The sequence below is a fragment of the Brevundimonas sp. genome (assembly GCF_003248455.1).
Classification (GTDB): Bacteria; Pseudomonadota; Alphaproteobacteria; order Caulobacterales; family Caulobacteraceae; genus Brevundimonas.
This window is the reverse complement of the sequence record NZ_QFNM01000041.1, coordinates 16,998-42,538: the sequence shown is the minus strand read 5'-3', so window position 1 is coordinate 42,538 and position 25,541 is coordinate 16,998. Positions and strand designations below refer to the sequence as shown.

The window sequence follows — 25,541 nt, the reverse complement described above, 5'->3', positions numbered from 1 at the left end:
CCGCGCGGAGCGTCATACCCTTCGTCGAAACGGTACTTACAAACTCACACTCCGGGCGAAGGCCCGGCGCTCCGCCCAGCCCTCCATCCAACTTCGCAGCGAAAGCGCGAGGGCGACCAGCCGCGTCCGCAAGGACCCAATTCACCCGCGCGGGAATCTCGCCTACAACCCACCATCATGGCCACGCTTCCTCCCGACACGCTGGCGGCGTCTCTCGCGCGCATTTTCGAGGGCCGCATGATCGACCGGGCCAGTTGGTTCGCCCTGACCGGCGGCGAGCCGCTGTTCACCGAAGGCGATCCGGCCGACACCCTGTATCTGGTGCGTTCGGGGCGTCTGGGCGTGTTCCGGCTGGAGCCGGACCAGCCCGCCCATCTGCTGGGCGTGGTCAAGGCGGGCGAGCCGGTGGGGGAAATGGCCATGCTGGCCGGCACGCCCCACACCGCCACCGTCGTCGCCCTGCGTGACAGCGAGATCCTGGCCCTGCCGCGCGAGGCCTTCTTCGAGGCCGCCCGCACCGAACCCGACCTGATGGTCGAACTGTCGCGACTGATGATCCATCGGGCGCGCGAGCGCACGGCGGGCGCGTCGGAGCCCAGCGTCTTCGGCTTCGTCTCGGCCCGCCCCCGCCCCATCCGCGCCTTCGTCGAGCGGATCGGCGCCGCCATCCAGGCGATGGGATTCACCTGTCAGGTCATCGACCAGTCGGCCCTGGCCTCGGCCTCGGAATGGTTCAGCCGGGTGGAGGGCGCGCACGACTATGTCCTCTATGTCGCCGAACAGGATCAGCCCGCCTGGGCCAGCCTGTGCGCGCGCCAGGTGGACCGGATGTTCGTCGTCGGCAGCGGGCTTCTGGCGCCGCCGTCCAACGTGCCGCGCCGCCACGGCTTCGGCGACGGGCGCCGGCTGACCGACCTGATCCTGCTGCGCGATCCCCGGATGCACCATCCGGCCAACACCCGGGTCTGGCTGGACGCGCTCCAGCCCGACCGATGGTTCCACTGCGTCGAGGGCGTGGCCGCGGACGCCGAACGCATCGCCCGCGTCGTCACCGGCACGGCCGTCGGCCTGGTCCTGTCCGGCGGCGGCGCGCGGGCCTATTGCCACATCGGCGCGGTCAAGGCCCTGCAGGACGCCGGGATTCCCATCGACTTCACCGGCGGCGCCTCGATGGGCGCCGTGGTCGCGGCGGGTCCGGCCCTGGGCTGGGATCACGAACGGCTGGATTTCGAGATCCGCCGCGCCTTTGTCGATTCCGACCCCCTGTCGGACCTGGCCGTGCCCATCATCGCCATGTCGCGCGCCCGCAAGGTCGCGGGCCTGTTGCAGCGCGCCTATGGCGACATCGACCTGGCCGATCTGTCCCTGCCCTTCTTCGCGGTGTCGTCCAACCTGACCTCGGGCCGGATCGAGGTGCACCGGACCGGGCTGATGCGCCGGGCCATGCGCGCCTCCATCGCCATTCCCGGCGTCCTGCCGCCCGTCGTCATCGACGGCCAGGTGCTGGTGGACGGCGCGGTGCTGAAGAACTTCCCCACCAGCGTCATGCGCCAACTGAACAGCGGCCCCATCGTCGGCGTCGACATGTCCCAGACGCGCGGCGTCGACCCCCAGGCGCTGGAAAATCCGCCGTCCTGGTGGAAATGGGTCCTGTCCGGCGCCTGGAAGAGCGGCCCGCCCATCGTCTCGATCCTGATGCGCTCGGCGACCATCACCACAGACACCGAGATGGAGCAGGCCCGCGCCGACGCCGATGTCCTGGTGCTGCCCCAGATCAGCGGCAGCGACATCCGCGACTGGAAGACCTACGACGGTCCCGTCGCCGCCGGCCATGCGGCCATGACTGCGGCGCTGGAGGCCCTGCCCTGCCCGGTCCAGCGCCTCCGCCATCGCCCGACGGCCGGTCCTAGAGAAACAGGGCCAGAACCGACAGAAGCGTAGCCGTCGCCACCGCATTCAGCGCCATGCCCAGGCTGGCGAAGGCGCCGGCCGTCTGGTCGACCTGGAACGCCCGCGCCGCGCCGAAGCCGTGGGCCGATACGCCGACGGCCAGGCCCCGCGCCCGGAAATCGGTGATCTTCATGGCGTTGAACAGGGGCGTCGCCGTCATGGCGCCGATCACTCCGGCGATCAGCACGATCACCGCCGCCAGGGCCGGAACCCCGCCCAGCTGCTGGGCCACCGCCATGGCCACCGGCGTCGTGGTCGCCCTCGGCGCGATGGAGGCCAGGATGTCGTGCGGCGCGCCGAACAGGGCCAATATCCCCACCGCGCTGACCACCGCCGTCGCCGCCCCCGCGACCAGGGCCAGGCCGATGGGAACGGCCAGCCGCCGGATCAGCGCCCGCTGCGCCCACACCGGAACCGCCAGCCCCACCACCGCCGGCCCCAGCAGGAAGCTCAGCGCCTGCGTCCCCGCCCAATAGGTCTGATAGGATGTGCGCGTGGCCAGCAGCAGGCCGATCAGCACCGGCGTCGCCAGCAGCACCGGATGGCACAGCGGATGGCGGCCGCTGCGTCGCGACAACTGGTCGGCGCCCTCGAACACCGCCAGCGTCACGGCCAGCCAGAACAGGGGCGTGGTCAGAAGGTCCCTCATGGCGCGACCGGCTCTTGCGGCTCCGCCTCGGCGTCGGGCGGCCCGAACCGCCTGACCGCCCAGCGGAACACCAGGGCCGTCGCCGCCATCGTCAACAGGGTGGAGACCGCCGTGGCCGCCAGGATGCCGACCCCGTATCGCGACAACGGGCCGCCCTCGTCGATCAGCCCCACGGCCGCCGGGACGAACATGATCGACAGATGCGCCGTCAGCCAGGCCGTCACCGCCTTCAGCGTCGGCCGCTCCTTCGGGACCAGCGCCAGCCAGGCCAGCAGCAGCAGCAGCCCGATCACCGATCCCGGCAGCGGCAGCCCCGTCAGCCGATGGAGGATCTCCCCCGCCAGTTGACAGAACAGCAGCAGGGCGATGGCGCCGATCATGGTCATGTCGGTCGTGGCCTCACGTCACAGCGGCGCGCACGCCGCCTTCAGCCAATCCAGCGCCGCGCCGTCCAGCAACGGCCCGACCTTGGCCAGGGTCTCGGCGTGATAGGCGTCGACATAGGCCCGTTCGTCCGGCGTCAGCAACTCGACCGCGATCAGCTTGCGGTCCAGCGGTGCGAAGGTCAGCTGCTCGAAACCATGCATCGGGCGTTCGCCGCCTTCGGGAACAACGGCCGGCGTCACGACCTGAAGCGTCTCGATGCGGATGCCCCAATGGCCTTCGCGGTAATAGCCCGGCTCGTTGGACAGGATCATCCCTTCCAGCAGCGGCTGGGACGTGCCCCATTTGGCGATCCGCTGCGGCCCTTCGTGGACGCCCAGATAGCTGCCGACGCCGTGGCCCGTGCCATGATCGTAATCCAGCCCAGCCGCCCACATCGGCGCCCGCGCGACGGCGTCCAGGGCCATGCCGCTGGTCCCCGCCGGGAACCGGATGGTCGCCAGGGCGATGTGCGATTTCAGCACCAGGGTGAACTTGCGCCGCTGGTCCTCGGTCGGCTCGCCGATGGCCATGGTGCGGGTCACGTCCGTCGTGCCGTCCAGATACTGGCCCCCGCCGTCCACCAGCAGCAGCGAGCCTTTCTCCACCTTGCGGATCGTGGCGCCCACGGGCTTGTAATGCGGCAGGGCGCCGTTCGGCCCCGCCCCGGCGATGGTGTCGAAGCTGAGGTCCTTCAGCGCGCCGGTCTTCTCGCGGAACCGCTCCAGCGCCTCGACCACCTCGCGCTCGTCCGGCAAGGTCTCCTGCGCGACCGTATCCACCCAGTGCAAGAACCGGCTCAGCGCCGCCCCGTCGCGGATATGGGCCCGGCGGCTGCCTTCGATCTCGACAGCATTCTTCGCCGCCCGGGGGATGGCGCAGGGGTCCTGCGCCCGCACCACCGTCGCCCCGGCCCGCTCCAGCCGGTCGAAATACCAGGCCGAGGACAGCGACGGATCGATCATCACCTTCCGCCCCGCCAGGGCGTCCAGGGCGCCGCCCAGCCGCTCGGGCGCCTCGAGCTGAATCTCATCGCCCAGCCAGGCCGGCAGCGCATTCGTCACCTTGGCCGGGTCCAGAAACAGACTGGCGCGGCCGTCCGCGCGAACCACGGCCTGGCCGATCGGCAGGGGCGAACGGATCACGTCGCCGCCGCGCACATTGAACAGCCAGGCGATGGACATGGGCGCGGTCAGAACCACGGCGTCCGCGCCGGCGTCGGCCACGGCCTTGCCGATGCGCGCCCGCTTCGACGCATGGCTTTCGCCGGAATAGACGTCCTCGTGCGGGACGACCGGCGCCGTCGGCTGGGCCGGACGATCCGCCCCCCAGGCCAGGTCCAGCGGATTGGCGTCCACCGCCTTCAGTTCGGCCCCCGCCTTTTGCGCCGCCGCCTTCAAGGCGAGCAGGGCGTCGGGGCTGTGCAGCTTGGGATCGTAGCCAATGACCGCGCCCTCGGCCGCCGTCTCCAGATAGGCGGCGAAATCGTTCAGGTCGCGCCGCTCGAACAGGGCCGGATCGGTCTGCGCCTTGACCTGCACCGTATAGCGGCCATCGGTGAACAGACTGGCCTTGTCCTGAAACACCACCGCCGCCCCGGCCGAGCCGGTGAAGCCCGTGGCCCAGGCCAGACGCTCGTTGGCGGCGGGCAGATACTCGTTCTGATGCTCGTCCTCGTGCGAAATCAGAAAGCCGTCCAGTCCCTGTTTCGCCATCTCTGCGCGCAGCAGGGGCAGGTGTCTGGCCCCGAAGGACGGGTCGGTGGTTTCGTCGAACGTTTGGCGCATGGTCCTGACCTAGGCCCAGCCGGCGTTCCGCTCAACCCCGTCCGTCGCGATCAAAATCTGCTGATGGAACGGCGCGTGGCCGATCCGGTTGTCTGCATACCTCCCCTATGCAGAAAGGATAATGCGATGGCTCGCTTCGCAGGAAAAACCGTAATCGTCACCGGCGCCGACTCGGGCATCGGCCAGGCGACGGCGCGCCGCTTCGCGTCCGAAGGCGCCAGCGTCCTCGCCGCAGACCAGGATGCAGACGGATTGGCCCAGACCCTGTCGGGCCTGGACACGGCGCGCGTCGTCACTCGCGTCGTCGACGTCGCGGACCAGACGCAGGTCGAGGCCATGGTGCAGGCCGCCGTCCAACGGTTCGGCGCGCTTCACGTCATTCACAACAACGCCGGCGTCGGCTGCGACGGCTCCGTCGAGACCATGACGCTGGACGACTATCGAAAGGTGATGGCGGTCAATGTCGACGGCGTGCTGTTCGGCTGCCGCGCCGCCTATCCCGAGTTGAAGAAGACCAAGGGCTGCATCGTCAACACCGCTTCGATCTCGGGCCTGGGCGGCGACGCCGAAATGCTGGGCTACAACATATCGAAGGGCGCCGTGGCCAACCTGACGCGCGCGCTGGCCCGCGACAGCGGCAAGGACGGGGTGCGCGTCAATGCGGTGGCGCCGACCCTGGTCCACACCGGCATGACCGAGGAGATGGAAGACAACAAACCCCTGATGGACGAGTTCGCCAAGCTGATCCCGATGGGCCGCGGCGCCCGGCCCGAGGAGATCGCCGCCGTCGTCGCCTTTTTGGCCAGCGACGACGCCAGCTTCGTACACGGCCACGTCCTGTCGGTCGATGGCGGCCTCGCCGCCTCCACCGGCCAGCCGGACTTCGGCCGCTTCGACTGACGTCAGGCCTTGCGTAGTTGCAGGGCGCTCCAGGCGTCGTGATGGATGGTCTGTTCGACCGTAAAGCCAAGCGGCAGATAGGCGTCCAGCACCCGCTCCTCCTGCGTGCGCAACAGGCCCGACAGAATGGCGACGCCGCCCGACGTCAACGCCGCGCCGATCTCGGGCGCCAGATGCACCAGCGGCGCGGCCAGGATGTTGGCGAACACTAGGTCATAGGGCGCGTGTCGGGCGATCCTCGGATCGCTCAGCCCGTCCGCGAAATAGAAGTCGCATTTCGCGTCATTGATCTCGGCGTTCTCGTTGGCGATCCGGGCAGACGGTTCGTCGATGTCGGTGCCGACCGCGACGGGGGATCCGGTCTTGGCGGCCGCGATGGCCAGAACGCCAGTGCCGCAGCCGACATCCAGAACCTTCTCGAACGTCTCGGTTTCCAACAGCGTGTCGAACGCCTCCAGACAGCCGACGGTCGTGCCGTGGTGGCCCGTGCCGAAGGCGGCGCCGGCGTCGATCTTTATAAGAACACGGTCTTCGGGCGCCTTGCCCTGATCGTGCGCGCCATAGACGAAGAACCGTCCGGCCTCGACCGGCGGCAGGCCCGACAGCGACATGGCCAGCCAGTCGGCGTCGGCCAGCTTTTCGACCTCCACCGTCACCTCGTGGTCGGCCAGGACCGCCTTCAAGCCCTCCACCTCTTCGTCTGTCGTGGGGAAGGCGTCGATGCGCCACATCCCGCGATCCTCGTCCTCTTCCAGGATGGAATAGGTCGCGCCCTCCAGCCGCGGATCGACGTCGATGGCGGCGGCGGCGGCCTCGGCGGCGGCGCGCGCGCCCCGGGCGATTATCTGAAGTGCGGACTCGGACATTTCTCAAACACCGGTATCATGGCGAATCATTGCGGTCCGGCGCTTTGCCGGCCCGTGTTTCGCGTTCGTCTAAACCGAGGGGTCGGGGAAATACATGGCCAAAGCACCGTCAACGTCCAAACCCGCCGCTGAAAAGCCGGCGACCGCCAAGAAAGCCGCGCCGAAAACCGCCGCGCCCAAGGCCGTGAAACCCGCCGCAGCCACCAAGACCGCAACGGCCAAGCCTGCGGCGAAGGCCGCCCCCAAGTCTGCGACCGCCAAGGCCGCCGCGCCGAAAACCGCCGCTGCTAAGCCAGCCGCTGCTAAGGCGGCTGCGCCCAAGGCCCCCACGCCGAAGGCCGCATCGAAGGCCGCCGCAAAGCCGGCTGCAAAATCCGCCGCGCCGGAGACGGAAGCCCGGGCGCCCGCCGCCCCTACGCCGGCGCCCGAAGCCGCTCCGGCGCCCGCCGCCACGCCCAAGCCCGTCGAGGCGCCGAAGCCTGCCCCGGTTTCCAACGTCGACGAGAACAAGGGCTTCTTCGCCAAGCTGGGCGACATCATCTTCGGCAAGCGCTGATTTAGGCGCCTCCTGATCCCAGGTCGTCGGACGGGCCCGTCCGGCGATCTCGTCCGTCAACGCAGCCGTTCGGCCAGGAAGTCGACGAACACCCGCACGCGGGCCGGCATATTGACGCCGCCGACGAAGACGGCGTGTATCGGCTCCCGGTCGCCCGGATTGAACGCCTCCAGCAGCGGGACCAGCCGCCCGGCCGAGATGGCGTCGCCGACGCTGAAATGGCCGACGCGCGTCACCCCTGCCCCGGCCAGCGCCAGCTGGGTCAGGGTCTCGCCATTGTTGGCCTCGATCGGGCCCCGCACCGTCAAGGCGTAGTCCCGCCCGTCCCTGCGGAAGGGCCACACCGGCTCGGCGCGGCGAAAGTTGAAGTTCAGGCAATCGTGGTCGTGCAGGTCCTCGGGCGCGCGGGGGACGCCCCGCCGCGCCAGATAGTCGGGAGACGCAACGATGGTCCGGCCCGTGTCCCCCAGCCGACGCGCCGTCAACGGACTGTCGGCCAGCGGTCCGAACCGGATCGCCACATCCGCCTGCCCCGCCGCCACGTCGACCACCACGTCGGTCAGATTGATGTCGACCAGGATGTGCGGATACAGCCGCACGAACTCCCCCAGCAGCGGCACGACCTGCTGGCGGCCGTGAGCCAGGGCCGCGCTGACCCTCAGCCGCCCGCGTGGCGCGCCCTGATCGGCGATGGCCTGTTCGGCGTCGTCCATCTCGGCCAGAATGCGGCGCGCCGCGCTCAGATAGGCCTGCCCCTCGGGCGTCAGCGTCAGCGCCCGCGTGGTCCGCAGCATCAGCCGCACGCCCAGCCGCGCCTCGATCCGATCCAGGGTGCGGCTGACCGCCGATGGCGTCAGCCCCATCGCCCGCCCTGCCGCCGAGAAACTGCCCCCCGCCGCCACCGCCGCGAACACGGACATCTCGCGCGCGCGATCCATGCCGTAGGGCGGCGTCTTTGCGTTCATTTCAAAAATCCTTGGCCTGAACCCTGCCTACCCCCGCGAAGGCCTGTCGTCCATCTGTGCGTCCGAACACGAACTGCGGAACATCGCCATGGACTATCGCCAACTCGGAACCTCGGGCCTGCGCGTGCCCGTTCTCAGCTTCGGCGCGGGGACCTTCGGCGGGTCGGGCCCGCTGTTCGGGGCCTGGGGCGACAGTAAGGGGGACGAGGCGCGCCGACTGGTCGACATCTGCCTGGAGGCGGGGGTCAATCTCTTCGACACCGCCGACGTCTATTCCGACGGCGCCTCGGAACGGGTGCTGGGCCAGGCGATCAAGGGCCTCCGCGACCAGGTGCTGATCTCCACCAAGACCGGCCTGCCGACCGGCGACGGCCCCGCCGACTGGGGCGTCTCGCGCAGTCGGCTGATCCGCGCGGTCGAGCACGCGCTGCGCCGCCTGGAAACCGACCATATCGACCTGCTGCAACTTCACGCCTACGACGCCTCCACCCCGGCCGAGGAGCTCGTGGGGGCGACGCTTGAGACGCTCGTGACCGCAGGCAAGGTCCGCTACACCGGCGTCTCCAACTATCCCGGCTGGGCGCTGATGAAGGCGCAGGGGATCGCCGACCGGCATGGCCGCCCCCGCTTCGTCGCCCACCAGGTCTATTATTCGCTGATCGGCCGCGCCTATGAGGCCGATCTTATGCCGCTCGCCGCCGACCAGGGCCTCGGCGCCCTGGTGTGGAGCCCGCTGGGCTGGGGCCGGCTGACCGGCAAGATCCGACGCGGCGCCCCGATCCCCGAAGGCAGCCGTCTGCACCAGACCGCCGCCTTCGCCCCGCCGGTCGAGGACGAGCACCTGTACCGCGTCGTCGACGCCCTGGACGCCATCGCCGCCGAAACCGGCAAGACGGCGCCCCAGATCGCCATCAACTGGCTGCTTCAACGGCCGACCGTCGCCTCGGTCATCGTCGGCGCCCGCAACGAACATCAGTTGCGCCAGAACCTGGGCGCCGTCGGCTGGAGCCTGACGCCCGACCAGATCGCTTTGCTCGACGCCGCCAGCGATGTCCTGCCGCCCTATCCCCACACGCCCTATCGTCAGCAGGAAGGGTTCGCCCGCCTGAACCCGCCCCTCGTCTGACCCCGGCTGACCCGGCCGACCAAAGTCTCTGAAGGTTCTCTCCCAATGAAACTGAATCCTCCCCTGCTGGCGCTCTCGGCCGGCGCCTTCGGCATCGGCGTGACCGAGTTCGCGCCCATGGGCCTGTTGCCCGTCATCGCAACGGACCTGGGCGTCTCCATTCCCACGGCCGGCCTCCTGATCAGCGCCTACGCCCTGGGCGTCATGCTGGGCGCGCCTCTGATGACCCTGACCACCGGCCGCGCGCCGCGCCGGACCCTGCTGATCGGCCTCGCGGCGATCTTCACCGCCGGCAATCTGCTGTCGGCGATCTCGACCGACTATACGATGCTGTTGATCGCGCGGGTGATCACCTCGCTGAACCATGGCGCCTTCTTCGGCGTCGGCTCGATCGTCGCCGCCAGCCTCGTTCCACCCAATCGCCAGGCGGGCGCGGTCGCGGCCATGTTCATGGGCCTGACCGTCGCCAATGTCGTGGGCGTGCCGCTGGCGACCTGGGCCGGAGACGCCCTGGGCTGGCGCGCCAGTTTCTGGGGCATCGCAGGCATCGGCGTGATCGTCATGGCCGCGCTTCGTCTGACCCTGCCCGACCTGCCCGCCCCGGCCGGCGGGAAGATGGCCGCGGAGTTGCGCGTCCTTGGCCGCGGTCCGGTGCTGGCCGCCCTGGCCCTGACGGTGATCGGCTCCAGCGCCATGTTCACCGTCTTCACCTATATCGCGCCGATCCTGCGCGAACAGACCCACGCCTCGCTGGCCTTCGTCACCGCCATGCTTGTGACCTATGGCCTGGGCCTGACGCTGGGCAACTGGCTGGGCGGCCGGTTCGCGGACAAATCCGTCGACCGTACGCTGATCGTCACCCTGGCCGGGCTGTCGGCCATTCTGGCCGTCTTCGCCTTCGCCATGCCGTTCGCGGTTCCGACCTCGATCCTGATCTTCCTGTGGGGCGTGGCCAGTTTCGCCCTGGTGCCGCCGCTTCAGGTGCGGGTCATGGCCGCCGCCGCAGATGCGCCCAACCTGGCCTCGTCCATGAACATCGGCGCCTTCAACCTGGGCAACGCCGTCGGCGCGGCGCTGGGCGGGGCGGTCATCGCCGGCGGCCTGGGCTATCCGGCCGTCTCCGTCGCCGGCGCCGTCGCGGCGGCCCTGGGCCTGGTGCTGGTGCTGGTGCTGACCCGCAGGCCGGCTGCTGCGGGAAGCGCCGTTTCGGGTTGAACCCGTCCGGGAAACGGCCGGGGCGCGGATCGAGGCGTCCCGTGCGGCATATCGGCAATAGTTGACTTTTACGCAGGGACTTCTATATCGCCCCCAGCCTCGGGACAGGTCTGCGATACGCGCCGCCCGCTCGCCCACAGAGGGGCGGTTCCGTCGCTGCCATGCACGCAGACGCTTTTTCTTCCCTAGGATTCATGACCGAATTTTCCCAGCTGGGCCTTTCGCCCACGACCCTTCAGGCCGTCGCGGAGACGGGCTACACCACCGCCACCCCCATTCAGGAACAGGCCATTCCGGTCGCCCTGGCCGGACGCGACGTCCTGGGCATCGCCCAGACCGGCACCGGCAAGACCGCCGCCTTCACCCTGCCGCTGGTCGAGCGGCTGGCGACCGGCCGCGCCCGCGCCCGGATGCCGCGCGCCATCGTCCTGGCCCCCACGCGCGAACTGGCCGACCAGGTCGCCGAAAGCTTCGCCAAATACGCCAAGGGGACCAAGCTGACCTGGGTTCTGCTGATCGGCGGCGTCTCCATGGGCGACCAGGTGGCGGCGCTGAACAAGGGCGTGGACGTGCTGATCGCCACGCCGGGCCGCCTGCTGGACCTTTTCGAACGCGGCAAGATGCTGCTGACGGGCGTCGAGATCATGGTCGTCGACGAGGCCGACCGGATGCTGGACATGGGCTTCATCCCCGACATCGAGCGCATCTTCAAATTGACGCCCCCGCGCCGCCAGACCCTGTTCTTCTCGGCCACCATGCCGCCCGAGATCACGCGCCTGACCACGGCCTTCCTGAAGGATCCGACCCGGATCGAGGCCTCGCGGCCGGCGATGACCGCCGACACCATCACCCAGTATCTGGTCCGCATTCCGACCAGCGATCCCAAGGCCAAACGCACCGCCCTGCGGACCCTGATCGAACGTTCGGACGTCAAGAACGGCATCGTCTTCTGCAACCGCAAGTCGGAAGTCGATATCGTCGCCAAGTCGCTGCAGAAGCATGGCTTCGACGCCGCCGCCATTCACGGCGACCTGGACCAGTCGCACCGGATGAAGACCCTGGCCGACTTCCGCGCCGGCAATCTGAAGATCCTGGTCGCCTCGGACGTCGCCGCGCGCGGTCTGGACATTCCCGACGTCAGCCACGTCTTCAACTACGACGTCTCCCACCACGCCGACGACTATGTGCACCGCATCGGCCGCACCGGCCGCGCGGGCCGTCTGGGCCAGGCCTTCATGATCGTCACCCCGGCCGACGACAAGTCGCTGGATAAGGTGCTGAAGCTGATCAAGAAGGACCCCGAGGAGCTGGTTCTGGACGGCGTCGATTTCGCCGCCATCCAGGACGGCCCGCGCCGCGACGACAAGCGCGGCGGACGCGAGCGTTCGGGCGAGCGCGCCCGCGGCCGATCGCGCGCCGCCCCCGCCCCCGAACCGGCGGAAACCGCCGTCGCAGCGGCGGCCCAGCAGACCGAGGCTCCGCGCAGTCGCAGCCGTCGCAAGGCCCGTCCTGAAGCCAGACCCGAGATCGAGGCTCCGGCTCCGGTCGCCGCCGCCGTCGAGCCGGCGGAGCCGGTCGAGGCGCCCCGCGCCGCCCGCGCGGACCGCGAACCGCAACTGCTTCAGTCGGATCGCCGCGGCGACCGCAAGCCCGCCCGCGAGGACAGCCAGCGCCAAGGCGTGCGTGGTTTCGGCGACGACATCCCAGCCTTTTTGCGCCGCCCGGTGGTCGTTCGCGCCTGATCGAACGCTGAGCGGCGCGGACTTTCTCTGCGCCGTTTACCCTGCATTACGGATCGGGCCTTAGTGTCCCGCCCCAGAGACGTTCCCAGAAGGGGACCGGGGGAAGAAGAATGTCCAAGCAGGTCGAGACGGCGCTCAGGGGTCCACAGGCCTACGCCCTGGCGCGTGACGTCATCGCCGAGATGGAAAAGGCGGGCGTCTGGCCGACGCCGCTGAACTTCGAGCTCTGGCTGCACTACGTCAGCGACCCGGACGGCGCCCTGGCCCGCGAGATTCGCCTGCTTCTGAAACAGTCGGGCGTCATTTCCGACAAGACCTCGGAGATGCTGGCGGCCGAGTTCCTGCCGCGCGGCCGTCTGCCGGATCAGATTCGCGATGTCGGCGCCGTTCTGGACCGGGAGCTGGCCAGCGTCGCCAACGCCATCGCCATGGCCCACAAGACCCAGGCCGACTACGGCGAGACCCTGGCCGACGCCTCGCAAACCATGGAAAACGCCGACGACGCCTCCGCGCTCAGGTCGCTGGTCGGGGGTCTGTCCACCGCCACCCGCCGCGTGCGGCGCGAGACGGCCGTGCTGGAAAAGCGGCTGGAGAAATCAAACAAGGAGGTCCTGCGCCTGCGCGAGAACCTGGAGCAGGTCCGTCGCGACGCCATGACCGACGCCCTGACCAGCCTGGCCAACCGCAAGGCGTTCGACGAACGGCTGGAGGCGGCCTGCGCGCCCGACGACGGCGCGCCCCTGGGCCTGGCCATCCTCGACATCGACCATTTCAAGCGGTTCAACGACACCTGGGGCCATCAGACCGGCGATCAGGTCTTGCGCTACGTCTCGACCGTCCTGTCCAACATATGCGGCAAGCATCGGTTCGCGGCCCGGTTCGGCGGCGAAGAGTTCGCCGTCATCTTCCCGGGCGAGAACGCCGGCGCGGTGATGGCGGCGCTTGAGAGCATCCGCAGCGAGGTCGCCTCGCGCGCCCTGCGCCGACGCTCGACCAACGACAACCTGGGCTCGGTCACGATATCGGCGGGCTTCGCTCAGCGCCGCAGGGGCGAAACGGCCGCCTGCCTGCTGGAACGCGCCGACGCCGCCCTCTATGAATCCAAGCGCAAGGGCCGCAACTGCGTCACCGCCGCCTCAATGGACCAGGCGGCGCGAGAAGTCGCCTGACAAGGTCAAGCTTTCCGGCATAATCGCCCGATGCGCAGCTTCGCCTTCAATGTCGCCTATTGGATTCTGTCGATCGGCTATGGGCTGACCGCCGCCTTCGCCGCCCTGGCGCCCGGACGCGGACCGGCCAGCTGGGTCATCCGCCGCTATGTGAAGCGGATGGTCCAGGCAATGGCGATCTTCGCCGGCATCCGCCTGAGGGTGCTGGGCAAGGAGCGCCTGCCCGTCGGCGCCTTCATCATCGCCTCCAAGCACCAGAGCTGGGGCGACGGGTTCGCGACCTACGACCAGTTCGACGACCTGGCCTTCGTCACCGGCGACCATCTGGAGAAGTTTCCGCTGCTGGGCGGGGTGCTGAAGAAGCTGGGCGCCATCGTCGTCAACTCCTGCGGCGGCCACGATGCCCGCAAGGCTCTGGCCACGCGCGCCGCCGAGGCCAAGGGCGAGAACCGCAAGATACTGATCTATCCCGAAGGCCATCTGGCGCCGGTCGGGCGGAAATACCGCTATCGCTCGGGCGTCTGGCACATGTACCGCGACTTCGACATGCCGGTCGTCCCGCTGGCCACCAACCTCGGCCTGTTCTGGCCCGAGGAGAAATACGAGAAACGCCCCGGAACGGCGACGCTGGAATTCCTCGACCCCATCCCAGTCGGCCTGCCCAAGGACGAGTTCCTGGCCCGCCTCGAAACCGTCATCGAGGCCCGCACCGCCGAACTGGTCGCCGAGGCGACCGGACAGCCGGGCACGCCGGCCGTGCTGGTGGATACGCCGGCCTAAAGCCTGATCGGCTGAGGAGGAATCGCTTCGCGATTCCGCTGATGCCGTGAATCAGGCTCCAGGTTAAAGCGAGACGGCGGCGGCCGGGACGATGGTCACGCTCTCGCCGCAGCCGCAGGCGTCGGTCTGGTTCGGATTGTTGAATACGAATTTGGACGCCAGCCGCGTCGTCTCGTAGTCGATCTCGGTGCCGATCAGGAACAGCACCGCCTTCGGCTCGATCAGGATCGTCACCCCCTTGTCCTCGACCACCTCGTCCAGCGGCTCGATCGCATCGGCATAGGCGAAGGTGTATTCCTGCCCCGCGCAGCCGCCGTTCTTGACGCCGATGCGCAGGCCGATGTGAGCGTTGTCGGCGTTGTCCAGGATTTCGCGCACGCGCGCGGCGGCGGCGTCCGTCAAGGTGACGGCCTTGGGGCGCGGGCGACGCGGGCGGGATGTGGTCTGAAGCTCGGTCATCAGAACATATTCAGGGCCAGCTTGGCCTCGTCGCTCATCTTGGAGGCGTCCCACGGCGGATCGAACACCAGATTGGCCTTGGCGCTGCGCACGCCGTCGACCTTCTCGACCGCTGTCTCGACCCAGCCCGGCATCTCGCCCGCCACCGGGCAGCCCGGGGCGGTCAGGGTCATGTCCACCACGACATCGCGGTCGTCGTTGACGTCGACGCGATAGATCAGGCCCAGTTCATAGATGTCGACCGGGATTTCCGGGTCGTAGACGGTCTTAAGCGCCTCGATCAGGTTTTCGGTCAGGGTGTCCAGCTCGGCCTGCGACAGGGCGCTCTTCTGGGGTTCGTCCCAGGCCTCCTTGAAGGCGTCGCTGTCCTGAATCGTTTCGTCTGTCATCGGCTTACACGAAGAAGTTCCGCGCCTTGATCAGCGCATCCACGAAGGCGTCCGTATCCTCCACGGTGTTATATAGGGCGAAGGAGGCGCGGGTGCTCGACGTCACCCCCATTCTTTTCGCCAGCGGTTCGGCGCAATGCAGGCCCGCCCTCACGGCGACTCCGTAACGGTCCATGATCTGGGCCACGTCATGGGCGTGGGCGCCCTCGACGGCGAAGGTCAGGATGGCGCCCTTGCCCTCCGCCTGTCCAAGAATGCGCAGCCAGGGTTCGTCGCCTAGCCGATCTGCCGCCCGTCGATACAGGGCGTGCTCGTGCGCCTGCACCGCCGTCCGGTCGTACTGCGCCAGCCATTCCAGCGCCACGCCCAGGCCGATGGCCTCCAGGATCGGCGGCGTGCCCGCCTCGAACCTGTGCGGCGGCTTGGCGTAGGTCACGCGGTCCCGCTCGACCGTCTCGATCATCTCGCCGCCGCCCTGATAAGGCGGCAGGGCCTCCAGCGCCTCGGCCTTGCCATACAGGGCGCCGATGCCGGTCGGGGCGAACAGCTTGTGGCCCGTCAGCACATAGAAGTCGCAGCCGATGGCCCGGACGTCCGGCGTCGCATGAACCGCGCCCTGGCATCCGTCGATCAGAACCTGAGCGCCCGCCGCATGAGCGAGACGGGTGATCTCCGCCACCGGATTGATGGTCCCCAGCACGTTCGACATATGGGTGACGGCGACCATCCGCGTCTTTGGTCCCAGCAGGTCGACGTACGCCGCCATGTCCAGCGACCCGTCGTCCTGCACCGGGATCCATCTGATCACCGCCCCGCGCCGTTCGCGCAGCAGATGCCACGGCACGATGTTGGAGTGATGCTCCATCTCCGACACGACGATCTCGTCGCCCGGCTGGATCGACAGGCCCAAGCCGTTGGCCACCAGATTGATCGCCTCGGTCCCGCCCTTGGTCCAGACCACCTGTTCGGCGCTCTCGGCGTTCAGGAAGCGGGCGACGATCTCGCGCGCCTTTTCGAAGGCTTCGGTCGCCTCGTTCGACAGGGTGTGCAAGCCGCGGTGGACGTTGGCGTAGCCGCTCTCCATCGTCGCGACCAGGGCGTCGATCACCGCGCGCGGCTTCTGGGCCGAGGCGGCGTTGTCCAGATAGACCAGGGGCTTGCCGTTCACCTCCCGCGACAGGATCGGGAACTGCGCCCGCACGGCATAAGGATCGAACACGACCGATCCTCCCCCGTTCACGGGGGAGGGGGACCCCGAAGGGGTGGAGGGGGCGCACGCAAGGCCGGTGTCTGGGGTCGCCCCCTCCACCGCCGTTCCGGCGGTCCCCCTCCCCCGCTCCGCTTCGCTGTGCAGGGGAGGATTAGTCACAACCGAGCCGTCAGCCATTCCCGCGCCACCTCTCTCGCGCCCTCGTGCTCGATCCGGTCGATGACCTCGATCAGGAAGGCCTGGGTCAGCAGGGCGCGGGCCTCGTCGGCCGGAACGCCGCGCTGCTGCATGTAGAACAGGGCGCTCTCGTCAAGCGCCCCCACCGTATTGCCGTGCGCGCACTGCACGTCGTCGGCGTAGATGATCAGTTCCGGCTTGGCGTCGATCTCGGCCCGTTCGGAGGCGATCAGGGCGTGATGGCCCATGCGCGCATCGGTCCCGTCGGCCCCGCGCTCGACCACGATCTTGCCCTGGAAGACGCCGCGCGCGGCGTCGCGCGCCACGCCCTTGATCAGTTGCGACGTTGCGCCGTCACGCTCGACGTGGCGCACCACGCTGGTCAGGTCCGCATGGCGCGATCCGTTCAGCAGATACAGGCCGTCGGCCTGGACCTGAGCGCCCTGGGCGAAATGAGTGATGCGGGTCTCGATCCGTTGCAGTTTCGCGCCGGTGGCGATCACGGTCTGGCGATAGACGCCGCCAGCCTCGACCTTCACGTGGGCCTCGGCGATGGAGATGGCGTCCTCCGGCTCTTCGACCAGAACCACCCGCGTCACCTCGGCCCCGGCCGCCACGTCCAGCTCCAGCGTGTTGTGGGCTGCATAGGCCGAGCCGGCGCCCTCGTGGCTTTCCAGCAGCAGCAGTCGCGCCCCGGCCCGCGCCGACACCCGCGCCCCGGCCGTATGGCCCGTCCTTGTCGCATCCGAGACATAACGCAGGCGCAACGTCTGTTGGCCGGAGGCGATGAAATCCGTCACCCCCACGGCCCGTCCGTTGACGAAGACGATGGCCTCTCCGCCCAGGTCGTAGAACGGTCCCGGCCGCCCCACCGCCGCCGAGGGGGACGGCTGCGGCGCCTCGCGAAGATACCGCTTCAGATCGCTGTATTTCCATGCCTCGTTCCGCCGCGACGGAAAGGTATCGGCGTCGGTCAGATCAATGGCGAAGGCCGCGCTCATGCCGGTTCCAGAAGATATTTGTCATACCCTTCCGCCTCCAGCTCCAGCGCCAACTCCGGTCCGCCCGAGGCCACAATCCGACCGCCGGCCAGCACATGCACCCGGTCCGGTTTGATGTAGTCGAGTAGGCGCTGATAGTGGGTGATGACCAGCATGGCGCGGTCAGGACGACGCAGCGCATTCACCCCTTCCGACACGATGCGCAGGGCGTCGATGTCAAGGCCGGAATCGGTCTCGTCCAGGATCAGCAGCGACGGCTCCAGCAGAGCCATCTGCAGGATCTCCATCCGCTTCTTCTCACCGCCGGAGAAGCCGACGTTCAGCGGCCGCTTCAGCATGTCGAAGTCCATCTTCAGCGCCTTGGACGCCTCGCGAACCAGCTTCAGGAAGGCCGGCGCCGCCACCTCCTCCTCGCCCCGCGCGCGCCGCTGCGCGTTCAGCGCCGTCCGCACGAAGGTCAGGGCCGGCACGCCGGGAATCTCGATCGGATACTGGAACGACAGAAACACGCCCTTGGCCGCCCGCTCAGCCGGATCCAGCGCCAGCAGGTCCTCGCCCGCCCATTCGACCGCGCCTTCGGTCGCCTCATAGCCCGGCCGTCCCGACAGGGCGTAACCCAGCGTCGACTTGCCCGCCCCGTTCGGCCCCATGATGGCGTGCACCTCGCCCGTGGGCACATCGAGCGTCAGGCCCTTGAGGATCGGCTTGTCGCCGACGGAGATGTGGAGGTTGTTGATCTTCAGCATTGTTTTTCTTTACCCGACCGAACCTTCAAGGCTGATCGCCACCAGTTTCTGCGCCTCGACGGCGAATTCCATCGGCAACTTCTGCATCACGTCGCGGACGAAGCCGTTGACCAGCAGGGCCACCGCCTCTTCCTGCGACAGGCCGCGCTGTTGCGCGTAGAATAGCTGGTCGTCCGAGAGGCGCGTCGTCGTCGCCTCGTGCTCCAGCTGGGCCGAGCCGTTGCGGGCCTCGATATAGGGGATGGTGTGCGAGCCGCACTCCTTGCCGATCAGCAGGCTGTCGCACTGGGTGAAGTTGCGCACCCCCGTCGCCTTTGGATGCACCGAGACCAGACCGCGATAGGTCGAGTCCGATCGACCCGCCGACACCGCCTTGGCGATGATCCGCGACTTCGAATTCTTGCCCAGGTGGATCATCTTGGTGCCGGTGTCGGCCTGCTGATGTCCGTTGGTGATGGCGATGGAATAGAACTCGCCTGACGACTCCTCGCCCTTCAGGATGCAGGACGGATATTTCCATGTGACGGCCGAGCCGGTCTCGACCTGGGTCCATGACACCTTGGACCGATCACCCCGGCAGTCGGCGCGCTTGGTCACGAAGTTGTAGATGCCGCCCTTGCCCTCGGCGTCGCCGGGATACCAGTTCTGGACGGTGGAGTAATTCACCTCGGCGTCGTCCAGCGCCACGATCTCGACCACGGCCGCATGCAGCTGGTTCTCGTCGCGCATCGGCGCGGTGCAGCCCTCCAGATAGGAGACGTAAGCGCCCTTGTCAGCGATGATCAGCGTCCGCTCGAACTGGCCCGTCTGGCTCGCATTGATGCGGAAATAGGTCGACAACTCCATTGGACATTTCACGCCGGGCGGAATGTAGACGAACGACCCGTCCGAAAAGACCGCGCTGTTCAGCGCCGCGAAATAGTTGTCCGAGACCGGCACCACCGACCCCAAGTATTGCCGCACCAGATCAGGATATTCGCGCAAGGCCTCGGAAATCGGCATGAAAATCACGCCCACCTTGGCCAGTTCTTCCTTGAAGGTCGTGACCACCGACACGCTGTCGAACACGGCGTCCACGGCAACCTTGGGCGCGCCCTGTACCCCGGCCAGCACCTCCTGCTCCTTCAGCGGGATGCCCAGCTTCTTGTAGATTTCCAGGATTTCGGGATCGACCTCGTCAAGAGACTTGGGCCCATCCTTCTTCTTGGGCGCCGCATAGTAGAACAGATCCTGATAATCGACCGGCTCGTAACGGACCGCCGCCCAGGTCGGCTCCTCCATCGCCAGCCAGCGCTCATAGGCGGCCAGACGCCATTCCAGCATCCATTCCGGCTCGCCCTTCTTTTCGGAAATGAAGCGCACGATCTCGGCGCTCAGCCCCTTGGGCGCATATTCCGTCTCGATGTCGGACGTGAAACCGTGCTCGTACTTCTCCAGCGCGGCGACGGCGTCGATGGTTTCCTTGACGGCGGCCATCAGGCGACCTCTCTCACGCGCTCGGCGGCGCGCGTCTTGTGCTTGTTGTAGGCGGCGACCCAGGCGTCGGCGAACCGCACCCAGTCGCTCTCGACCGTGCCCCAGCCGCCGGAAACGCGCACGCCCCCGGTCGCCAGATGCTCCAGCCCCATGGCGCTGAGGGTCTTGGACGGCTTGACCTTGCCCGACGAACAGGCCGACCCCGCCGACACCATGACCCCCGCCAGATCAAGCGTGATCAACTGTTGAGGACTGTTCCAGCCCTCCACCGCCATGAACAGGGTGTTGGGCAGGCGCGGCGCAGCGGCGCCGATGATGGTCGCCCCGGCGGCCTGAACCTTGGCCTCGGCCGCGTCGCGCCAGGCGACATGCGACTGCATCGTCTCCAGATCGCGGGCCGCGCAATCGGCCGCCACGCCGAAACCGGCGATGCCCGGCACGTTCTCGGTGCCTGCGCGCAGGCCTCGTTCCTGTCCGGCGCCGTGCAGGATGCGGACGCCCGACACGCCTTCCTTCAGCACCAGCGCGCCGACGCCCTGCGCCCCGCCCAGCTTGTGCGCCGACAGGGTCAGCGTATCCGCGTCCAGCGTCCGCATGTCGACCGCGATCTTGCCCGCCGACTGGATCGCATCGACGTGCAGCCAGCCGCCCGCCGCCCGCACCAGCTTCGCCGCCTCGGCGATCGGCTGGATCACGCCGCTTTCGTTGTTCGCATGGTGGATCGCGACCACCGCCCGGCCAGGCCGCGTCAGCGCCTCAGCCAGCCAGTCCAGGTCGACCACGCCGTTCGCATCGACCGGCAGCACCTCGACAGGCGCGCCAGCATTCGCCGCCGCCTCGGCCACGCACGGATGTTCGGTCGCCGAGACGATCAGCCGTTCGCATCCGGCCGCCAGGGCGCTGGCGATCCCTTGCGCGTTGGCCTCGGTGCCGCCCGAGTTGAAAACCACCGCCGTCGGATCGGCCCCGACCAGTTCCGCGACCTGGGCGCGCGCCGTCTCGACCCGCGCCCGCGCGCGCCGTCCGGCCGCATGGACCGCCGACGGATTGCCGTTGTCAGCCAGGGCCCTGGCCATGATCTCCAGCACCTCGGGCCGCACCAGGCCGGAGGCGTTGTAGTCCAGATACGCCGCGCTCATGCCGCCACCCCCACGGCCGCGCTATCGACGTTGCGCCGCCGCTGACCCGTGCGGTTCATCACCACATCCTCCAGCGACACGCCCGCCAGATAGCGATGGATCTCGTCGCCCAGGTCTTCCCACAGATTGTGCGTGATGCAGCGCTCGCCGGCCAGCATGCAGCCCTTGGGCGATCCATGCGCTACGCACCGCGTCGCCCGGATCGGCTCGTCCACCGCCAGCACGATCTCGGCCACCACCGTCTCGTGCGCCGCCTTGGCCAGACGGTATCCGCCGCCCGGTCCGCGCACGCTCTTGACCAGTTCGCTCTTCCTCAGGCGGGCGAACAGCTGTCGCCGCCCTCGCCGCGTCCGTTCTTGGCCAGATCGGCCATCGCCATCACGGCGTATCGTCCCTTGGTCGACAGACGCATCTCGCACCTTCAAAAATTGCGCGCTTTTCGGGGCTCCTGTGCTAGAACCCGCGCCTTCGCAAAGGCGGCGCGCTTGCGGAGGGACTTATAAAGTCCCACCTCCGCGGTCAAGTATTACGCACTCGCGAAACGACAGTTGAACGGATTCCAGAGCCCCTATGCCTGAAGTCATCCTGCCCGGCGCCTCCGGTCGCATCGAGGGCCGCTATTCCCCGGGCAAGCGCCCGAACGCCCCGATCGCGCTGATCCTGCATCCCCACCCCAAGGCGGGTGGGCACATGAACAACCCGGTCGCCGTCACCCTGCACCAGCTGTTCCAGCAACGCGGCTTCGCCACCCTGCGCTACAATTCGCGCGGCGTGGGCAAGTCCCAGGGCGAGTTCGACAGCGGCATCGGCGAGCTGGCGGACGCCGCCACGGCCCTGGACTGGCTCCAGGCCGGCAATCCCGGCGCCAGCCAGACCTGGGTCGCCGGCTATCAGTTCGGCGCCTACATCGGCATGCAGCTTCTGATGCGCCGGCCCGAGACGGACGGCTTCATCTCGGTCTCGCCGCCGTCGAACATGTACGACTTCAGCTTCCTGGCCCCGTGCCCGGCGTCCGGCCTGTTCCTGCACGGCGCCGCCGACACCATCGTTCCGCCGGTCGAGGTCGAACGCGTGGTCAACAAGCTGCGCACCCAGAAGGGCATCGTCATCGACTACGAACTGGAAGACGGCGCCAGCCACTTCTGGCAGGACCACATCGGCGCCGTCGAACGCCGCGTCGGCGCCTATCTGGACAAACGGCTGGAAGAAAAGCCGGCGTAATCCTAGATTCAGGTCGTCCCCAGGAGACCTGAATGCAGCACGACATCGTCATCATCGGCGGCGGGGCCGGCGGTCTGGAGTTGGCCGCCCGCCTCGGCCGCAGGTTCGGCGCGCGCGAGGGCCGCCGTCGCGTCCTGCTGATCGACCGCTCCATCTTCCACCTGTGGAAGCCCAGCCTGCACGAGGTCGCGGCCGGGTCGCTGGATTCGCACCAGGAGGGCCTGTCCTATCCGGTCCTGGCGCGGCGCAATCATTTCAGCTTCGCCTTCGGCGACCTGACCGGCTTGGACCCGGCCGCCAGGACCCTGACCCTGGCCGAGATTCGCGACGACGACGGCGCCCCCCTGGTCGCGCCGCGCACCCTGTCCTTCAACACCCTGGTCCTGGCCGTCGGCAGCGGCTCGAACCTGTTCGGCACGCAGGGCGCGGCCGAACACGCCCATCTGCTGGAGGATGTCGCGGACGCCGAGGCCTTCAACCGGCGGCTGACCTCGGCCTTCCTTGCGGCCGCCTATTCCGACGAGCGCCTGTTGAACATCGCCATCGTCGGCGCAGGGGCGACCGGGGTCGAACTGTCCACCGAACTGATCGAGGGCCACGACGAGCTGTCCGCCGGCCTGACCCCGGACCAGAAGTTCGACCTGGCCGTCACCATCGTCGAGGCCGCGCCGCGCATCCTGGGCGGCCTGCCCGAGCGCGTGTCCGCCAAGGCCGCCCATGCGTTGGAAGCCAAAGGCGTGCGCCTGCTGACCGACGCCAAGGTCGCCGCCGTCCATCCCGACCGGCTGGACACGTCGAAGGGTCCCGTGCCCGCCGACCTGATCGTCTGGGCCGCCGGGGTCAAGGCGGCCGAGACGAACCGCGACCTGGGGCTGGCGACCGGCCGGCTGAACCAGTTCGTCGTCGACGACCATCTGCGCACCTCGGCGCCCGGAATCTACGCCATGGGCGACTGCGCCGAGGCGCCCGGACCGGACGGCCGCCCCGTTCCCGCCCGCGCCCAGGCGGCGGCCCAGCAGGCGGCTTATCTGGCCCGAGCCCTGGCCGACCCTTCCCGCGATCATGGCCCCTACGTCTATCGCGATCAGGGATCGCTGGTGTCGCTGGGCGGCGACAAGGGCGTCGGCTCGCTGATGGGCGGCCTGGGCGGACCGAACTTCCTGATCGAGGGGCTGATCGCCAAATGGGCCTATATGGCCCTGCACCTGGACCATCACCGCGCCATACTGGGCGTGCGCCGCACCGCCCTGCTGGCCTTGTCGCGCCTCCTCCACCGCCGCGTCTCCGGCCGATTGAAGCTGCACTGACGCGGTCCGCGTGTTTCGAAGTCGGGCCGCACAACGAGTCTGAGCCATTGCGGGCAGGCGCCCCTAAAGCGCATCATCATCGAATGCGACCGCCAGAGGAATTCCAGACGACGCGTTTGCGTCTTCGGCCCATTGAACGGTCGGATGCCGACGCGATTTTCCACACCTATGCGGGCAAGGCTCTGCCGACCCGCTTCATGCCCTTCCCGACGCACCGCGATACCGCCGACAGTCTGGCCTTTTCGATGCGGTGCGAAGACTGCTGGGCGTCAGGCGCCGCATTCCCATGGGCGGTCATGGAGACGGCGTCAGGCCGGTTTCTAGGATCGCTGGAGTTGAAGCTGACGCCGCCAAAGGCCAGCATCGGCTACATCCTCGGCGACGCCTTCTGGGGCCGGGGTTTCGCGAGCGAAGCCGCATCGGCCGTGGTCGCGTGGGCGATCGCTCAACCCGCGATCCATCGGGTCTGGGCGACCTGCCATCCGGGAAACGCCGGGTCCGCCGCTGTCCTGCGCAAGGCCGGGCTTCGCTATGAATCCACCGTCGCGAACTGGGAGGCGCGCCCCCAGCTTGGCGAAGTCGCCGGCGCCAGCGACATCTACGCCCTGCTCAAGCCGACGGCTTGATGGCTGCGTCTTACGCCGCCTCAGCCGCCTCTTCCGCCGGCACGGTGCGGATCAGGTAGTCGAAGGCCGACAGCGCCGCCTTGGAGCCCTCGCCCATGGCGATGACGATCTGCTTGTAGGGCACGGTCGTCGCGTCGCCGGCGGCGAAGACGCCAGGCTGCGAGGTCTCTCCGCGATGATCGACCTCGATCTCGCCGCGCGGGGTCAGGGCCACCGCCCCATGCAGCCATTCGGTGTTCGGCACCAAGCCGATCTGCACGAAGACGCCTTCCAGATCGACGTCGTGACGGTCGTCGGAGTTGCGGTCCTTGTAGGACAGGCCCGTCACCTTCTCGCCGTCGCCGTGGACCTCGGTCGTCAGGGCCGAGGTGACGATCCGCACGTTCGGCAGGGTCGCCAGCTTCCTTTGCAGGACGGCGTCGGCCCGCAGTTCGCTGTCGTATTCGATCAGGGTCACATGGGCGACGATGCCCGCCAGATCGATGGCCGCCTCGACGCCCGAGTTGCCGCCGCCGATCACCGCCACCCGCTTGCCCTTGAACAGCGGCCCGTCGCAGTGCGGGCAATAGGCCACGCCCTTGTTCTTGTACTGGTCCTCGCCCGGCACGTTCATCTGGCGCCAGCGCGCGCCGGTCGACAGGATCACCGTGCGCGACTTCAGGCTGGCGCCGTTCTCCAGCACCACCTCGTGCAGCCCGCCCGGCACGTCGGACGGAACCAGTTTGGCCGCCTTCTGCAGGTTCATGACGTCCACCTCGTACTCGCGGACATGCTGCTCCAGATGGGCGGCCAGTTTCGGCCCTTCGGTATGGGGCACCGAGATGAAGTTCTCGATCGCCATGGTGTCCAGCACCTGCCCGCCGAACCGTTCGGCCGCGATCCCGGTGCGGATGCCCTTGCGGGCCGTGTAGATGGCCGCCGCCGCGCCGGCCGGGCCGCCGCCGATCACCAGGACGTCGAACGGGTCCTTGGACCGGATCTTCTCGGCCGCGCGCGTCTCGGCGCCCTTGTCGATCTTGGCGACGATCTGCTCCAGCTCCATCCGGCCCTGGCCGAACAGTTCGCCGTTCAGGAAGACGGTCGGCACGGCCATGATCTTGCGCGCGTCCACCTCGTCCTTGAACAGGCCGCCCTCGATGGCGACGTGCTTGATGCGCGGATTGATCACGCTCATCAGGTTCAGCGCCTGCACCACGTCGGGGCAGTTCTGGCACGACAGCGAGAAATAGGTTTCGAACAGATAGTCGCCGTCCAGGTCCTTGACCTGCTGGATCACCTCCTGCGCCGCCTTGGATGGATGGCCGCCGACGTGCAACAGGGCCAGGACCAGCGAGGTGAACTCGTGGCCCAGCGGAATGCCGGCGAAGCGTACGCCGATGTCCGTGCCTTTGCGGCGAATCAGGAAGCTGGGCTGGCGCGCATCGTCGAAGTCGCGGCCCATCTCCACTTTGCCGTGCGACACCGAGACGATGTCGTCCAGCAGGCTCTTCAACTCCTGCGACTTGGGACCGGCGCCCAGCGAGGCGACCAGCTCCACCGGATGGACGATGTTCTTGAGATAGCCCTCGAGCTGAGATTTCAGATTGGCGTCCAGCATGGCGGGCTCCTCGGAATGATGTGGATCGGGGGCGTCGCCTTCCAGCCGTGGCGGCGAGGCGATCG

Annotated in this window: 24 protein-coding genes and 1 pseudogene; 11 read left to right on the top strand and 14 right to left on the bottom strand. The window is 68.4% G+C overall.

The window, feature by feature from the left end; genetic code table 11:
• Positions 1 to 177 precede the first annotated feature (177 nt).
• Positions 178 to 1,941, top strand: coding sequence for a patatin-like phospholipase family protein (locus DI624_RS14065; RefSeq protein WP_291539737.1), 1,764 nt, complete (start codon positions 178 to 180; stop codon positions 1,939 to 1,941).
• Here DI624_RS14065 and DI624_RS14060 read toward each other — a convergent pair.
• From DI624_RS14060 to DI624_RS14050, 3 genes are read right to left on the bottom strand one after another with little or no spacing between them, the layout of a single operon-like run.
• Complete coding sequence (locus DI624_RS14060) at positions 1,907 to 2,599, bottom strand: LrgB family protein (RefSeq protein ID WP_291539735.1); 693 nt, start codon at positions 2,597 to 2,599, stop codon at positions 1,907 to 1,909. The genes DI624_RS14065 and DI624_RS14060 overlap by 35 nt on opposite strands.
• The gene (locus DI624_RS14055; protein ID WP_291539734.1) at positions 2,596 to 2,985 is read right to left on the bottom strand and encodes a CidA/LrgA family protein; all 390 of its coding nucleotides are present in this window, start codon (positions 2,983 to 2,985) and stop codon (positions 2,596 to 2,598) included. Before DI624_RS14055 ends, DI624_RS14060 begins: the two co-directional genes overlap by 4 nt.
• 18 nt (positions 2,986 to 3,003) lie before the next feature.
• Positions 3,004 to 4,809, bottom strand: coding sequence for an aminopeptidase P family protein (locus DI624_RS14050; protein ID WP_291539732.1), 1,806 nt, complete (start codon positions 4,807 to 4,809; stop codon positions 3,004 to 3,006).
• 126 nt (positions 4,810 to 4,935) lie between these two features.
• Between DI624_RS14050 and DI624_RS14045 the strand changes: the two genes are divergently transcribed.
• Positions 4,936 to 5,709, top strand: coding sequence for an SDR family NAD(P)-dependent oxidoreductase (locus tag DI624_RS14045; RefSeq protein WP_291539730.1), 774 nt, complete (start codon positions 4,936 to 4,938; stop codon positions 5,707 to 5,709).
• A gap of 2 nt (positions 5,710 to 5,711) precedes the next feature.
• Here DI624_RS14045 and DI624_RS14040 read toward each other — a convergent pair whose 3' ends face one another.
• Positions 5,712 to 6,575, bottom strand: a complete 864-nt coding sequence (locus DI624_RS14040; RefSeq protein ID WP_291539728.1) for a 50S ribosomal protein L11 methyltransferase — start codon at positions 6,573 to 6,575, stop codon at positions 5,712 to 5,714.
• A gap of 94 nt (positions 6,576 to 6,669) precedes the next feature.
• Here DI624_RS14040 and DI624_RS14035 point away from each other — a divergent pair, with 94 nt between their 5' ends.
• Positions 6,670 to 7,131, top strand: a complete 462-nt coding sequence (locus DI624_RS14035) for a hypothetical protein (RefSeq protein ID WP_291539726.1) — start codon at positions 6,670 to 6,672, stop codon at positions 7,129 to 7,131.
• Positions 7,132 to 7,187: 56 nt separating this feature from the next.
• Here DI624_RS14035 and DI624_RS14030 read toward each other — a convergent pair whose 3' ends face one another.
• Entirely contained in the window at positions 7,188 to 8,096 is a 909-nt protein-coding gene (locus tag DI624_RS14030) for a LysR substrate-binding domain-containing protein (RefSeq protein ID WP_291539724.1), read from the bottom strand.
• An 88-nt stretch (positions 8,097 to 8,184) separates the two neighbouring features.
• Here DI624_RS14030 and DI624_RS14025 point away from each other — a divergent pair, with 88 nt between their 5' ends.
• The 5 genes from DI624_RS14025 (at position 8,185) to DI624_RS14005 (ending at position 14,128) form a co-directional block, all read left to right on the top strand.
• Positions 8,185 to 9,222, top strand: coding sequence for an aldo/keto reductase (locus DI624_RS14025; RefSeq protein ID WP_291539722.1), 1,038 nt, complete (start codon positions 8,185 to 8,187; stop codon positions 9,220 to 9,222).
• Between the two features lie 45 nt (positions 9,223 to 9,267).
• Complete coding sequence (locus DI624_RS14020) at positions 9,268 to 10,437, top strand: MFS transporter (protein ID WP_291539720.1); 1,170 nt, start codon at positions 9,268 to 9,270, stop codon at positions 10,435 to 10,437.
• 194 nt (positions 10,438 to 10,631) lie between these two features.
• The gene (locus DI624_RS14015; protein WP_291539718.1) at positions 10,632 to 12,179 is read left to right on the top strand and encodes a DEAD/DEAH box helicase; all 1,548 of its coding nucleotides are present in this window, start codon (positions 10,632 to 10,634) and stop codon (positions 12,177 to 12,179) included.
• Positions 12,180 to 12,289: 110 nt separating this feature from the next.
• Positions 12,290 to 13,348 (top strand): GGDEF domain-containing protein, encoded by a 1,059-nt coding sequence (locus tag DI624_RS14010; RefSeq protein ID WP_291539716.1) that lies wholly within the window; start codon positions 12,290 to 12,292, stop codon positions 13,346 to 13,348.
• A 30-nt stretch (positions 13,349 to 13,378) separates the two neighbouring features.
• The gene (locus DI624_RS14005; RefSeq protein ID WP_291539714.1) at positions 13,379 to 14,128 is read left to right on the top strand and encodes a 1-acyl-sn-glycerol-3-phosphate acyltransferase; all 750 of its coding nucleotides are present in this window, start codon (positions 13,379 to 13,381) and stop codon (positions 14,126 to 14,128) included.
• 63 nt (positions 14,129 to 14,191) lie between these two features.
• Here the strand turns inward: DI624_RS14005 and DI624_RS14000 are convergent, their stop codons facing one another.
• The 8 genes and pseudogenes from DI624_RS14000 to DI624_RS13965 all read right to left on the bottom strand — a co-directional run bounded on the left by DI624_RS14000 (position 14,192) and on the right by DI624_RS13965 (position 21,137).
• Complete coding sequence (locus DI624_RS14000) at positions 14,192 to 14,587, bottom strand: iron-sulfur cluster assembly accessory protein (protein ID WP_291539712.1); 396 nt, start codon at positions 14,585 to 14,587, stop codon at positions 14,192 to 14,194.
• Positions 14,587 to 14,976, bottom strand: a complete 390-nt coding sequence (locus DI624_RS13995; protein WP_291539710.1) for an SUF system Fe-S cluster assembly protein — start codon at positions 14,974 to 14,976, stop codon at positions 14,587 to 14,589. Before DI624_RS13995 ends, DI624_RS14000 begins: the two co-directional genes overlap by 1 nt.
• Positions 14,977 to 14,980: 4 nt before the next feature.
• The gene (locus DI624_RS13990) at positions 14,981 to 16,177 is read right to left on the bottom strand and encodes a cysteine desulfurase (RefSeq protein WP_291539739.1); all 1,197 of its coding nucleotides are present in this window, start codon (positions 16,175 to 16,177) and stop codon (positions 14,981 to 14,983) included.
• A gap of 164 nt (positions 16,178 to 16,341) precedes the next feature.
• A complete protein-coding gene (gene sufD / locus DI624_RS13985; protein WP_291539709.1) occupies positions 16,342 to 17,364 on the bottom strand; it encodes a Fe-S cluster assembly protein SufD in 1,023 nt (340 codons plus the stop codon).
• Complete coding sequence (gene sufC, locus DI624_RS13980; RefSeq protein ID WP_291539707.1) at positions 17,361 to 18,110, bottom strand: Fe-S cluster assembly ATPase SufC; 750 nt, start codon at positions 18,108 to 18,110, stop codon at positions 17,361 to 17,363. Before sufC ends, sufD begins: the two co-directional genes overlap by 4 nt.
• A gap of 9 nt (positions 18,111 to 18,119) precedes the next feature.
• Complete coding sequence (gene sufB, locus DI624_RS13975) at positions 18,120 to 19,586, bottom strand: Fe-S cluster assembly protein SufB (RefSeq protein ID WP_291539705.1); 1,467 nt, start codon at positions 19,584 to 19,586, stop codon at positions 18,120 to 18,122.
• Positions 19,586 to 20,725, bottom strand: a complete 1,140-nt coding sequence (locus DI624_RS13970; protein ID WP_291539704.1) for a cysteine desulfurase family protein — start codon at positions 20,723 to 20,725, stop codon at positions 19,586 to 19,588. The genes sufB and DI624_RS13970 overlap by 1 nt, the downstream gene beginning before the upstream one ends.
• A pseudogene (locus DI624_RS13965) lies at positions 20,722 to 21,137 on the bottom strand (Rrf2 family transcriptional regulator). The gene DI624_RS13970 and the pseudogene DI624_RS13965 overlap by 4 nt, the downstream one beginning before the upstream one ends.
• 158 nt (positions 21,138 to 21,295) lie before the next feature.
• Here DI624_RS13965 and DI624_RS13960 point away from each other — a divergent pair.
• From DI624_RS13960 to DI624_RS13950, 3 genes are all read left to right on the top strand, one after another.
• On the top strand, positions 21,296 to 21,946 hold the full coding sequence (locus tag DI624_RS13960) for an alpha/beta hydrolase (RefSeq protein ID WP_291539702.1): 651 nt from the start codon (positions 21,296 to 21,298) through the stop codon (positions 21,944 to 21,946).
• A 32-nt stretch (positions 21,947 to 21,978) separates the two neighbouring features.
• Positions 21,979 to 23,253 carry an FAD-dependent oxidoreductase gene (locus tag DI624_RS13955; protein WP_291539700.1) on the top strand — a complete coding sequence of 425 codons (1,275 nt, stop codon included), beginning with the start codon at positions 21,979 to 21,981 and terminating at the stop codon, positions 23,251 to 23,253.
• Positions 23,254 to 23,369: 116 nt separating this feature from the next.
• Positions 23,370 to 23,879, top strand: coding sequence for a GNAT family N-acetyltransferase (locus tag DI624_RS13950; protein ID WP_291539699.1), 510 nt, complete (start codon positions 23,370 to 23,372; stop codon positions 23,877 to 23,879).
• Positions 23,880 to 23,889: 10 nt separating this feature from the next.
• On the opposite strand, the gene ahpF is transcribed toward DI624_RS13950, so the two are convergent.
• Complete coding sequence (ahpF, locus tag DI624_RS13945; RefSeq protein WP_291539697.1) at positions 23,890 to 25,476, bottom strand: alkyl hydroperoxide reductase subunit F; 1,587 nt, start codon at positions 25,474 to 25,476, stop codon at positions 23,890 to 23,892.
• Between the last annotated feature and the right edge of the window lie 65 nt (positions 25,477 to 25,541).